The 12492-nt window shown below is 47.6% G+C and carries 9 protein-coding genes; 1 reads left to right on the top strand and 8 read right to left on the bottom strand.

Annotation, left to right across the window (positions count from 1 at the left end):
- Positions 1 to 41 precede the first annotated feature (41 nt).
- Positions 42 to 491 carry a D-aminoacyl-tRNA deacylase gene (gene dtd, locus KJS65_RS00215; RefSeq protein ID WP_213648064.1) on the bottom strand — a complete coding sequence of 150 codons (450 nt, stop codon included), beginning with the start codon at positions 489 to 491 and terminating at the stop codon, positions 42 to 44.
- Between the two features lie 33 nt (positions 492 to 524).
- The gene (locus tag KJS65_RS00210; RefSeq protein WP_213648063.1) at positions 525 to 2702 is read right to left on the bottom strand and encodes a RelA/SpoT family protein; all 2178 of its coding nucleotides are present in this window, start codon (positions 2700 to 2702) and stop codon (positions 525 to 527) included.
- A gap of 277 nt (positions 2703 to 2979) precedes the next feature.
- On the opposite strand from KJS65_RS00210, the gene uraA reads away from it, so the two are divergent.
- A complete protein-coding gene (gene uraA, locus KJS65_RS00205) occupies positions 2980 to 4284 on the top strand; it encodes a uracil permease (RefSeq protein WP_213648062.1) in 1305 nt (434 codons plus the stop codon).
- A 225-nt stretch (positions 4285 to 4509) separates the two neighbouring features.
- Here the strand turns inward: uraA and KJS65_RS00200 are convergent, their stop codons facing one another.
- The 6 genes from KJS65_RS00200 to recJ all read right to left on the bottom strand — a co-directional run bounded on the left by KJS65_RS00200 (position 4510) and on the right by recJ (position 12451).
- Entirely contained in the window at positions 4510 to 6045 is a 1536-nt protein-coding gene (locus KJS65_RS00200; protein ID WP_213648061.1) for a DUF4127 family protein, read from the bottom strand.
- A gap of 62 nt (positions 6046 to 6107) precedes the next feature.
- Entirely contained in the window at positions 6108 to 6953 is an 846-nt protein-coding gene (locus KJS65_RS00195; RefSeq protein WP_213650576.1) for a carbohydrate ABC transporter permease, read from the bottom strand.
- Positions 6953 to 7834, bottom strand: a complete 882-nt coding sequence (locus KJS65_RS00190; protein ID WP_136606736.1) for a carbohydrate ABC transporter permease — start codon at positions 7832 to 7834, stop codon at positions 6953 to 6955. Before KJS65_RS00190 ends, KJS65_RS00195 begins: the two co-directional genes overlap by 1 nt.
- A gap of 48 nt (positions 7835 to 7882) precedes the next feature.
- Positions 7883 to 9160: an ABC transporter substrate-binding protein gene (locus tag KJS65_RS00185; protein ID WP_213648060.1), complete on the bottom strand. Its 1278-nt coding sequence runs from the start codon at positions 9158 to 9160 to the stop codon at positions 7883 to 7885.
- A 327-nt stretch (positions 9161 to 9487) separates the two neighbouring features.
- Positions 9488 to 10006 carry an adenine phosphoribosyltransferase gene (locus KJS65_RS00180; RefSeq protein WP_213648059.1) on the bottom strand — a complete coding sequence of 173 codons (519 nt, stop codon included), beginning with the start codon at positions 10004 to 10006 and terminating at the stop codon, positions 9488 to 9490.
- A gap of 42 nt (positions 10007 to 10048) precedes the next feature.
- Positions 10049 to 12451: a single-stranded-DNA-specific exonuclease RecJ gene (recJ, locus tag KJS65_RS00175; RefSeq protein ID WP_213648058.1), complete on the bottom strand. Its 2403-nt coding sequence runs from the start codon at positions 12449 to 12451 to the stop codon at positions 10049 to 10051.
- Positions 12452 to 12492: the final 41 nt, after the last annotated feature.

Genomic DNA, 12492 nt, shown 5'->3' with positions numbered 1-12492 from the left:
GGCTGATGTTCTATGATCAGCATTCCCTCCAAAACGCTTTTCTATGCCGTTGTTTTGCTGTCAATGATCAGTGTAACCGGGCCCCAATTGGTAAAGGTCACATCCATCATTTCTCCAAATCGTCCGGTCGCTACCTCCAAACCCTTTGCAGCCAGCTCACGATTAAAACGTTCATAAAGTTCAAGCGCCGCGTCGGGTTTGGCGGCTCCCATAAAGTTGGGACGCTTTCCTTTGCGGCAGTCGCCGTACAATGTAAACTGCGAGACGGACAGGACGCTACCGCCCACATCCGTTACGCTGAAGTTCATTTTGCCTTCCTCATCCTCGAAAATACGCAAACCGGCAACCTTGTCAGCCAAATACTGCGCATCTTTGTCCGTGTCTTCATGGGTAACCCCTACAAGCACCATCAATCCCTGGCTGATTTGTCCAGTGATTTCCCCGTTAACCGTAACTTGTGCTTCCTTGCAGCGTTGAACAACAACTCTCATGCGGGTGTACTATGCTCCTTTAATCAACCTGAATTATTGAATAATCCGGTGCACCGTATAGACATCTTTCACACGCTTGATCCGCTCTACGACGGAATGCAAATGATCGGTATTGCGGATCAAAATCGTCATGTGTATCAGCGCCATTTTGTTTTTATCCGATCGTCCGGTAACGGCAGAAATATTCGTCTTGCTTTCCGATACGGCCTGGAGAACCTCGTTCAGTAAGCCGTTGCGGTCATGTCCTGTAATCTCAATATCCACACTGTAATTTGCTTCGATTTCCGTTTCCCATTCCACTTCTATCACGCGTGCTGCTTCCTCCCCATCATCCGTGGTTGGGAGGTTCGGGCAATCCGCCCGATGAACAGATACACCACGTCCGCGGGTTACATATCCTACGATATCGTCTCCTGGCACCGGATTACAGCAGCGGGCAAAGCGGACAAGCAGGTTGTCGATTCCCTTTACACGAACACCATTGGTCGGACGCGATCTTTTCTCCGTAGGAACCTTGATCTCCTTCTTCTCGGAAGTCAGTTCCAGCAGACTTGCTTCTTCCTGCTCTTTGCGGAGACGCTCGGTCAGACGTGTGCAGATCTGGGCTGCCGTAATGCCGCCGAAGCCAATGCCTGAAAGCATATCTTCGATATCATTAAAGGCAAATTTCTTGGCTACCTCCAGCAGTTTATCATCCGTTGTCCACTCGGAAGGATCCAGTCCGCGGTTCTTCAGCTCGCGTTCAACCATATCGCGGCCTTTTTCCACATTCTCTTCGCGTTTTTCCTTCTTGAACCACTGCTTGATTTTGCTCCGCGCGTGAGAGGATTGGGCAATTTTCAGCCAGTCTCCACTAGGTCCATAAGAATGCTTTGAGGTCAGGATTTCCACGATATCGCCTGTTTTCAGGCGGTGATCCAGCGGCACGATCCGTCCGTTAACCTTGGCGCCGATGGTTCGGTTGCCGACTTCCGTATGAATCCGGTAGGCAAAATCCAGCGGCACAGAGCCCGAAGGCAGCTCAACGACTTCCCCCTTCGGAGTAAAGACAAATACGAGGTCCGAGAAGAAGTCCATCTTGAGGGATTCCACAAACTCGGATGCGTCCTTCGCTTCATGCTGAAGCTCCAGAATCTCCCGGAAAAATGTCATTTTATTCTCGAAGTTGCCCCCTGGTGATGTGCCTTCCTTGTATGCCCAGTGCGCCGCGATACCGTATTCAGCGGTGCGGTGCATTTCCGTGGTACGGATCTGTACTTCTGTTGGTTCCCCGTTCGGACCTACCACCGTTGTATGCAGCGATTGATACATGTTTGCTTTTGGCATAGCTATATAATCTTTAAACCGTCCAGGCATCGGTTTCCACAAGGTATGGATAATACCCAATGTGGCATAGCAGTCTTTGATATTGTCCACAATAATACGGATAGCAATCAAATCATAAATCTCATTGAACTGCTTGTTCTTCGTCGTCATTTTATTAAAAACGCTGTAAATATGCTTTGGTCTGCCTGACAAATCCCCCTCGATCCCCATTTCATCCAGCTTTTCACTGATGCGGGAAATCACGGTGTCAACAAACTGTTCGCGTTCAGCGCGCTTTTTATGAATCAAATTGGCGATACGGTAATACTGCTGTGGATTCAAATATCGAAGCGAAAGATCTTCCATTTCGCTCTTAATTGCCGAAATACCAAGACGATCTGCGATCGGACAGAAAATCTCCAGCGTCTCGTAAGCAATTCGCCGCTGGCTTTCTTCTGATTGGTATTTCAGTGTGCGCATATTATGGAGCCGGTCGGCCAGTTTGATCACAATTACGCGGATGTCCTGCGCCATAGCGATGAACATCTTGCGATAATTCTCATTCTGCTGTTCTTCCTTGGAACGGAATTGGATACGCTCCAGCTTGGTCAGCCCATCAACCAACATTGCACAGGCATTGCCGAACTTGTCGCGGATCTCTTCCAGCGATACGGTTGTATCCTCAACGACATCATGCAGCAGCGCGGCGACAATGGAGGTTGTATCCATCATCAGGTTCACGACAATATCTGCAACCGCAAGCGGATGCAGAATATAGGGTTCGCCGGATTTGCGGACCTGGCCATGATGGGCTTGATCTGCGAAATTATAGGCTTCCCGAATGCGGTCCAAATCTGGATCTTTTATATAGGCTCCAGCCTTTTCAAGTAATCGCTCTATGCCCATTCTAGTCGTTTCCGTTTCCCTTCTATATGAAATAGAACCCGCTGACGTTTCATCTTTAGCAGGTTCCCGGTTCAAACAAGATTTTATATAATTATGACGCTTGGAAGGCTCTACGTCAATATTTCTTGCCAGGAACAGGAAGCGCTGGGGCAACAAACTTCATTTTTTGGCATTTCCTCATTTTTTGATAAAAAAATGATTGAAAAATGTCGGTTTTCTGGCTAATCTAGATTGAATGCAATTCGAGATACGAAATCTTTTATTGGGAGTGAGCTTATTGCAACGCGAAATTCAAGTTAATGAAAGGCTTCCCTTGGGTCCGGGATTCCTTCTCAGCCTGCAGCACCTGTTCGCCATGTTCGGCAGTACGGTGCTCGTACCAAACCTGTTTCATGTAGACCCTGGTATGATTTTGCTAATGAACGGAATCGGAACCCTGCTTTACATTTTGATCTGCCGCGGAAAAATCCCCGCATACCTCGGTTCAAGCTTCGCCTTTATTGCTCCGGTACAATCCGTCTTGTTAGATAATACGGACAATTATCCGCTAGCTCTCGGTGCCTTTATCGTAACCGGTGTCATCTTTGTCGCTGTCGGACTTATTGTACAGTATGCCGGAACACGCTGGATTGATGTCGTTTTCCCTCCAGCTGCCATGGGTGCCATTGTTGCTACTATCGGCCTTGAACTCGTTCCAACCGCAGCCGGTATGGCTGGAATTATTCCACAGGGTGGTGCATCGGCGGATTGGTTCAACCCAAATGCTGTCATCCTCTCCATGACGACACTTGGCGTTACCGTCATCGGAGCTGTACTGTTCCGCGGTTTCCCTAAAATCATCCACATTCTGATTGGTATTGTAACTGGGTATGTTATGGCTTACTTTATGCCTGGCATGATTAACAAGGGAGCTATTGCAGACGCTCATTTCTTCTCCGCCCCTACCTTAACGACCCCTGTTTTTGATATGACGGCAATTCTCACTATCATTCCCGTATCCCTTGTCGTTATCGTTGAACACATCGGACACCTGCTTGTGACCAGTAATATCGTTGGTAAAGACTTGTCCAAAGATCCCGGACTTAACCGATCCCTTCTGGGTAACGGTATTTCCACCATTATTTCCGGATTCGTGGGCTCCACTCCCAATACGACCTATGGGGAAAATATCGGTGTTATGGCATTAACCAAGGTTTACTCCGTGTTTGTCATTGGTGGTGCCGCAATCATTGCAATACTACTTTCTTTCTCAGGAACTTTCTCCTCTATCATTTCCAACATTCCTGTACCTGTCATGGGCGGCGTGTCATTGCTTCTGTTCGGCGTCATTGCGGCTTCAGGTCTGCGGATCTTCGTTGAGCAAAAGGTTGATTTCTCCAAGCCAACCAACATGCTGCTTGCCACGCTCGTGCTTGTAGTCGGCATCAGCGGCGTACAGCTGGATATTGGCAATGTTCATTTGAAAGGCATGGCACTGGCTACGATTGTAGGTATTGTACTCAGCCTGTTCTTCAAACTGATCGAGGTGCTGGGACTCTCTAACGATAAAGACGACGAGCTCGTCGAAAAGATTCCTGATTGAATCCATTTCATAACTCACTAAAACGATAAAATTGAAACTATATATAGACCAATAAATTGGATCTTTATATGGCCTTGATTGAAGCAGCGTAAGGTATTATGAAATTGATTCGATTGATAACCATAAAAAAGAGCCGGACAAGCCCCTGTCAGGGAGCGCTGCCGGCTCTTTTTTCTTTATTTCGGATGTATAAGTCCTTCTCTGGGAAAGTATGTCATATGTCAGCTATTGTTCGCAGAGATGATAGCGTACGCTGAGGCCTACTTCAAAGGTCCGGTTCCATGGCATATAGCAATCCGTGATCTCAACGCGGCCTTTTTCTCCATTAATTCGTTCCTCCAGCTCTTGAACAAGCCGCTTCCGCACCATCCGGGAAACCTCGCCTCTCTGACCATCCAGCTCGAATTTACTTAGCCCCATCGCTTCGACTTCACCCTGGTTCAGCCCCATCCTTACAACGGAACAATAGCAGAGATCTTCCGCATAGCGCAGCGCCAAAAAATCCAGATGCTGCGAAGTCCGCCCGTAATGCAGATACAGCATCGATTGGGCGATGACGGTTCCAAGTGTATTCGAGCTTGTATTCCAGCCAGCATAACCGGCTAGGTCGAATAGCATTTCCTTTTGCTTCAGCAGCTTAAGCAGCTTCAGATCCGCGCCATTGGCGTATCCGACATCGGCTGCAGCCACAGGCTTGCCTTTGTGACGCAGCATGTAATTACCATACTCCACCAACTCGATAATATTCCGATATACATCATAGCTGAAGAAAGCATGCTTTTGTGATTCGGCTTCCATCATCGTTTCACCGGGCGTATTCACAATCAGAATCAGGTCTGCCTCTTCCGCCGAGGACGTAATTAGGCCGCCAGCAGCCATAATCTGATACTTCAAGCTTTCGTAAAAGAATCGATCCTCATATAACGGTGTAACAAACGGCCCCTGCACCGCCGACATCCGCGGATAAACGAGCGGTACTTGGTGCGTACTGTTATTTATCATTCTGGCCAGGAGAGTGCATCCAACCTCGTCCGCACCTGGGTACATATAGGTTGTAAGCTCCAGATCAAGCTCCGAAATCATGGCTCTTACCTTCTGTTGATCCTTGGCGGTATGCCCATATGGCGCCGAGTCATCCTGAGGGAAAATCATAAAATCGATTCCCCCTCCTGCAATCAGGTCAAGAACATCTCGGATCACACCAATATTGACGGATCTGCGGTGCATATAATCCTCCAGAATTTCAGCCGGGAGACGCTTCTCGATATCTGACAGTTCCTCCAGTTCTTCCCCCGTTGCAATTCCCAGCTCCGAACGATGGCTGATATACCCTTTCCGGAAAATCTCCCGTCCCCAATCGGCGTAGTAATCCGGTTCCTCATCGGCAATCGAATATTGCGGACAGCGCATAATGAGCTGAAAGGCAAATATTTGGAGATCCGGATTCCGCTCTTTCAAACCCCGGAGTCTTTGAAGTCGCTCTGCCACTTGCGGATGCTCCAGATCATGCAGCCTCGAAGGAATAATGCCGCCGTACAGCAAAGTATCGAGTGAAATGACGGCTCCGTCCGCATCCATAGACTGCTCCTCCAGCCAGCTCCACAGCCGGTCTGTGTCCCCCGGTCTTTTTTTGAGCCCCATCATTTCCATCGGTGGACGTGCCATATGAATTCCTGTTCCTTGTGCAAGAAGATAAGGAAATTCGTAATTGCACGGCCGTTCATCCAGTGGAACAAAGGCGATTTTGTCCAGTTTCCCCATCGTTGTTAGCTCCCTTTGGACTTGATTTATAGTCAATGTTCCCTTCTAAAGCTTTTAAATGTCTATCCTTTTACAGCCCCTGCAATGCCCTCCATATAATAGCGCTGGGTGAACAGAAATACGGTGATAATCGGAATTACAGAAATCATTGTACCTGCTGCGATCCAACCAAAATTATAGGAGAATTGTCCGTTCAAAAAGGTCAGTGCTGCGGCAAGCGGATATTTTTGCGGATCGTCAAGCACGACAATCGGCCACAGAAAGTTATTCCAGAAGGCCATCATCTCGAGCAGGGAAATGACCGCAATGGCCGGTTTGACGAGCGGTAGAACCAGCTGCAGCCATATCCGGAATTCAGACGCGCCGTCCATTTTGCCCGAATCACGAACATCCGATGGAATACCGAGAAAGGTCTGACGCATCAGAAAAATATTAAATACGGATACGGCGGAGGGCAGGACCACCCCCAGGAAAGAACCCGTCAAGTGAAGCCACTGGATGGTTAAATAATGTACGATCATCGCTGTGGAGGATGGTATGACCATGGTGGCGATCAGCAGCGTAAATACCAGGTTTCTGCCTTTGAAGCGAAAGGTCGCTAGCGGATAGGCCGTCAGAGCAGCCAGAATCACATTAAAAATCACGCCTAGGGCTGTAATGACCACCGTATTATAGATGTATTTCGGAAAATTCATAAACTGCCAGACTTTCACGTAGTTATCAAAATCAATAAACGTCGGCAATATGGCCGGAGGATTGGAGAACACATTTTTGCCCGGCATGAGCGAAACGCTGAGCAGCCACAAAAACGGTCCCATCATAAACAAAGCGAGCGCCAGCAGCAATACATAAACAACAGCCAGCCGAATTCCGGCAATCGATTTTTTCGGTCGAAGGGTCGCACTCATCAATATGGATTGACACCGCCTTTCTGGTTGAACCGGAACACAAGCACACTGAGCACACCGACAAGGATGCTGACGATCAGCCCCAGTGCCGATGCATAGCCGAAGTTAAACTGCTCCAGGCCCTTTTGAAAAATGTACACGCTTGAGGTTAGCGTCGAGGTACCCGGACCACCCTTGGTCAAGATATACACCTCATCAAAGACACGGATGGCACCCATCAGCGAGATGAGCGTACAGAACAGGATATGCGGCCGCAGCAGCGGAATCGTAATGCTCCAAATTACACGCCAGCGGCTGGCACCATCCACTCTGGCAGCTTCATACAAATCCGAAGGAATGCCCTGCAGACCGGCGAGATACAGCATCATGTAATATCCGAGGCCCTTCCACATCGTAATGAACATCAGGACAAACAAAGCCGTACTGCTCGTTGACAGCCACGCAACCTGATCATTAATCAGTCCAAGCTTAAGCAGAAAGAAATTGACTACACCGTTATTGCTCAGCAGCCAGCTCCAAATCAGGGCAACGGCAACCATGGAAGTCACAACAGGTATGTAATATGCCGTACGGAATATTTTCACGCCTGGTATTTTCCCGTTCACCAGGATGGCCATCATGATCGAAATGATTTGGATGATCGGTACGATGATGACGTACAAGAGCGAGTTCCAGAGAGATATCAAAAAGTTTTTATCATGAAATGCGGTGACGAAGTTATCAAAGCCCACGTAATGCGTTTCGGAAATGACGGAATAGTCGGTAAACGACAGCGGAATTCCGTATATAATCGGCCAAAACACAAACACGGCAATGAGAGCCAGTCCAGGGGCCATAAAGGCCCATGCTGTATAGGATTCTGTCCACACCCATCTCTTCATGCTGTATTCACCGTCCTATTTTACGAAAATCTTGCGTACGAAAAGGCATTATTTTTTCAACACCTGATTGACTTCCTGCTCCATGGCATCCAGGGTGGCTTGAAGATCCGCGTCATTCAGCATGATTTTCTGCAAGCCTCTGGCTATTGCCGAGTTGATATCGGATGCATTCGGTACACCTACCATGTAGTCAACTGCTTTATCCAAACTGTTGGCGGATGCGATCTTAGCCTGGGACTCCAGCGTATTATCCGATGCAGTAAAGAACGGATCCTTAATCGATTCTTTGGTAGATGGGAGGGTATTGGCTGCTTTGGAGAAAGCCGTTTGGTTATCTGCATTGGTAATAAATGCTGCAAATTCTACCGCTTCTTTTTGATGCTTCGATTTACCGGGAACCACAACATCCATGCTGTTGGACAGACGTACATCTGCTTTGCCTGTTGGCATAGGAACTGCAATCGTATTTTTATACACATCCGGCGCAGAGGTTTTCAGAAAGTTAATGAACGTCGGACCTGCGATCTCAAAAGCCACCTGCTCGCTGGAGTAATACTGAATCTGCTTCGTAAAAGGAACGTCTTCCTTCATAATGACGCCATCCACAATTTTCTTCTTTATATTTTCCAGAATCGTTTTCGTTTCCGGTGTATTGAATACCGCCGCCGATTTGTCATCGTTTAGAATCTTAATTCCTTCCTTAGGAAACAGGTTCGAAACCCACTGCGTGGAATAACCGGTTTTGCCTGTTTTTTCCTTGATCTGCTTCGCCCAAGCGACCAGTTCATCCTGCGATTTTGGAGGGTTGGCAGGGTCAAGACCGGCATCCTTGACGATTTTAGTATTCATAAACAGCACCTCGGTACCGGTATACCATGGCAAGGCATAAGCTTTTCCATCAATAACCGTAGAATTAAAGATGCCGTCAAAATAGGATTGCTTCTGCTCATCCGTTAGAAACTGATTAAGATCTACAACCGCTCCCTTGGAACCCATCTGACTGGCGAACTCTGTATTCAGATTCACCACATCAGGACTGCTGCCGCTTGCGATACTGGTCAGAAGCTTGTTGGTAACGGCGTCGTAAGGATAATCCTTCCAGTCGATGATCACTCCCTCATGTGTCTTCTCATAATCTGCGATCAATTTGTTGAAATAATCGGTAAAGGTGGGCTGTAGTGAAATCGTCCAAAACTCCAGCTTGACGGGATCGCCCTTGCCGCTTCCCATTTGTCCTGATTTCTCTCCCCCGCAAGCACTCAACATGAAGGACAGCAATAAAACAGACAATAAAGTGATTACCATTCCCTTTTTGCTCTTTTTCATTTTCTCGGCTCCCTTTACATGATTAATAAAAGATTATATCCAGCGACAACAATGACAATTAACGGATAATTCCGTTATTAAACCGCTTTCAAGGGAAATTATAGCAAATATAGTCCGAATAAAAAAGTTCTTTTTCTATTTAGTTGATTAACGCGGATATTTTCTCCTTTTTCCAGTGTATATGCATTACTTTGAAGTTAAAATAATTACATCCTGATTTGCTGCACTTTTGTGAGCTTTTAATCAAAAAAAATACCCTCAGGCCTAAGTTGGCCTAAAGGTATTTTATTTCCCGGGAAACACAGTTCCCGTAATCGAATGCTTGTATTAGTCTTCGTATGTCATTAAAGAGAACACTTCAACGCCCGGCAGTTTAGCACGACCGTTCAAGGCTGACAGCTCGATTAGGAATGCAGCTCCTACTACATTGCCGCCAAGCTGTTTAACCAGATCTACTGAAGTGGAGATTGTACCTCCAGTGGCCAGCAGGTCATCCGCAATCAGGACATTTTGCCCTTTGTGAATAGCATCGGTATGCATGGCCAGACGGTCTTTACCATACTCCAGATCATATGCAACCTCAATCGTTTCGTATGGAAGCTTCCCGCTTTTACGGATCGGTGCAAAGCCAACGCCAAGCGCATAAGCCAGAGGAGCTCCAACAACAAATCCGCGCGCCTCGGGACCAGCAATGACATCAATTTTCAGAGCGGAAACCATCTCTTTAAGTTCGTTGATGGTTTTTTTGTAAATCTCCCCGTTCTGAAGCAATGTCGTGATATCTTTAAAGCTGATACCAGGCTGCGGGAAATCAGGTATCACCCGAATGTACTCTTTATAATCCAAAATAATCTCCTCCTAAAAATTATACAAAAAACGGTTATGCGTTTAGCTTGCACCTTCCAAACGGGAAATTACCCAGCTGGTACACTGCGAAGTGCCTGCATACACCAAATGCTGTTCCATTTCGGCCAAACTGCCCAGTGCAGAGAAATGTATTGAACTGCTAAGTTCTCGCTTCGGCGGTTTAGGAATCACGACAATATTTCCATCTAGGCGCTCAATAAACGAAAGCTCTTCAAATACGTCCATCATCATCGTTACCATACGAAGGGTTGAGGAAGACTGCTGACTAAGTCTGGCAAGCGCTTCCTGCTCCCTGATCGGCTCAGCAGCCAAACGCATCAATAATACATACAGCAATTTAAACTGTTCGCGGCTTGGAATCGTCAACTGCTCTGTTTTATTCCGTCCCGAATGAAGCAGGAATACGTTGGAGAGGTTTCTGAATGACGCCAGCAGCATATCCAGCTGATCTGCAGAGTCTGGTACATGAACCATAAACAAAGTCGTGATCTGATCTTTACCATAAGTATTCGCCGCATCGTTAAATGCCGAAATTCCAGCCTTACTATCATATACCCAAAGGGTACAATCATTCAAATTCATTTTGGGTGAACTTTCAATTCGCGGATTAAACACAACTGCGATATGTCGATGTTCAAGCCGCATATAAGGTGCAACTTGATCGTAAATCCGCTGTATTTCTCCCCAAGGCTCTTTGGAATCACGCAGGTCGAATACCTGCGGACCCGTTATTTTCATATCCTGCAGCATCAGCTGCGGCTTTCTCGATCCATTCCATTCATTAACGGAAACTTCACCGAGTAAATCAAGTGTCATACCTTCTTCAAGCAGCTCTGCCAGATCACCTCTGCCAAAAGCAACAGCTTCAATTCGAGCTCCACCTTGCCGGACAACAAGCTTCAAATGCTTGCCTTCCTTGCCCATCTTCCTAAGCTCCACTAATTGGGTGCCACGAAAAATAAGCTTGGGAACCGGATTGGCCATTCCGAATGGCGCCAGCATTTCCATCTCATCAATGACAGAGAGTGGAACATCAGACAATCTCCACTCCCCGTCCGTAGAGGTGACAGGAGTATAGTCATCTGCTGTAAGCACTCTTGCAGCATAATGGTTCAACGCGTCCTCGAATGCTGGCAGCTGCTCACGCTTTAAGCTCATCCCGGCTGCGGATGGGTGACCTCCATAATGCTCCATAAGCTCTTTGCAGGAAGTTAACGCTTCGAAAATATCCAGACCCGGGATGGATCTTGCCGAACCCTTGCACATACCTGTCTCCGGATCAATGCCCAGAATAATAACTGGACGGTAATATCGTTCAAGGATTTTTGAAGCCACAATCCCGACGACGCCTACATTCCAGCCTTCTCCTGCCAGCACGATGACATCCGGGACCGTTCCACCGGACATTTTGCCCTGCAGCTGCAGCATAGCTTCCTGGACAATCACCTCGACTACCTGCTGCCGTTCCTTATTCAGCTCATCCAGCGCATGTGATAAACGCTGCGCCTCATCCTTATCCTCTGTCGTCAGCAATGCCACCGCCGAACCGGCATGATCCAGTCGGCCGCTGGCATTGATTCTCGGAGCCATACCAAATGCTACATTCGTGGAAGTTACGGATCCCATGCTTATCCCGCTCACTTCCATCAGCGCGTGAATGCCCTGGAAGGATGTATGGCGCATACATTCTAGACCCCGGCTGACCAGAATGCGATTCTCCCCCGTTAATGGCATCAAATCGGCAATCGTTCCGATAGCTACGATTTCGGTCCATTCCACCGGCGGGTTTTTCAGTACAGCCTGAGCCAATTTATACGCCACTCCGACGCCAGCTAGCCCTTTAAATGGATATGGACATCCAGGCTGCTTCGGATTGATCAGCGCATAGGCATCCGGAAGCACCTCTGGAGGTTCATGATGATCCGTAACGATGACGTCAATTCCAAGGGTATTAGCATATGCGATCTGCTCAACCGCACTAATGCCGGTGTCTACCGTAATGACCAGACTGACTCCCTGTTGATGTGCCCAATCCAGCGCGTGGTTATGCAGACCGTATCCTTCATTAGAGCGATGCGGAATATAGATATCATAGGAAACTCCCAAATGACGCATGAAATAGATCATCAATGAAGTGCTGGAAACGCCATCGGCATCGTAATCCCCATAAATCAGGATATGTTCGCCATTTTCAATCGCTTGTTGGATACGGGGTACTGCCTTCTCCATGCCCAGCAGCAAATATGGATCATGCAGCGTCTCCAGATTCCCGTTCAGAAACATCCCCGCTTCTTCAACACTGCCAATACCTCTTGAGGCAAGCAGTGCAGCGGTTAACGGTGATACAGAGAGCGCCTCCGCCAGGCTTCGGGCCGTTTCCTCGGTTCCTGCCGGAGCCTGCCATGAATATTTTGATTCAAACAATCGTCTTCACCTTTCTTTCCCTGCCAGTCATGAGTTATATC

Source organism: Paenibacillus sp. J23TS9 (genome assembly GCF_018403225.1).
Lineage (GTDB): Bacteria > Bacillota > Bacilli > Paenibacillales > Paenibacillaceae > Paenibacillus_AQ.
Note: the sequence above shows the minus strand (reverse complement) of the source record. Positions and strands in the feature narration are given on the sequence as shown.

Excerpts from the sequence above, each read along its gene's own strand:
- dtd (WP_213648064.1), bottom strand. The coding sequence starts at position 491 with ATGAGAGTTGTTGTTCAACGCTGCAAGGAAGCACAAGTTACGGTTAAC.
- KJS65_RS00210 (WP_213648063.1), bottom strand. The coding sequence starts at position 2,702 with ATGGGCATAGAGCGATTACTTGAAAAGGCTGGAGCCTATATAAAAGAT.
- KJS65_RS00185 (WP_213648060.1), bottom strand. The coding sequence starts at position 9,160 with ATGAAAAAGAGCAAAAAGGGAATGGTAATCACTTTATTGTCTGTTTTA.
- KJS65_RS00190 (WP_136606736.1), bottom strand. The coding sequence starts at position 7,834 with ATGAAGAGATGGGTGTGGACAGAATCCTATACAGCATGGGCCTTTATG.
- KJS65_RS00200 (WP_213648061.1), bottom strand. The coding sequence starts at position 6,045 with ATGGGGAAACTGGACAAAATCGCCTTTGTTCCACTGGATGAACGGCCG.
- KJS65_RS00195 (WP_213650576.1), bottom strand. The coding sequence starts at position 6,953 with ATGAGTGCGACCCTTCGACCGAAAAAATCGATTGCCGGAATTCGGCTG.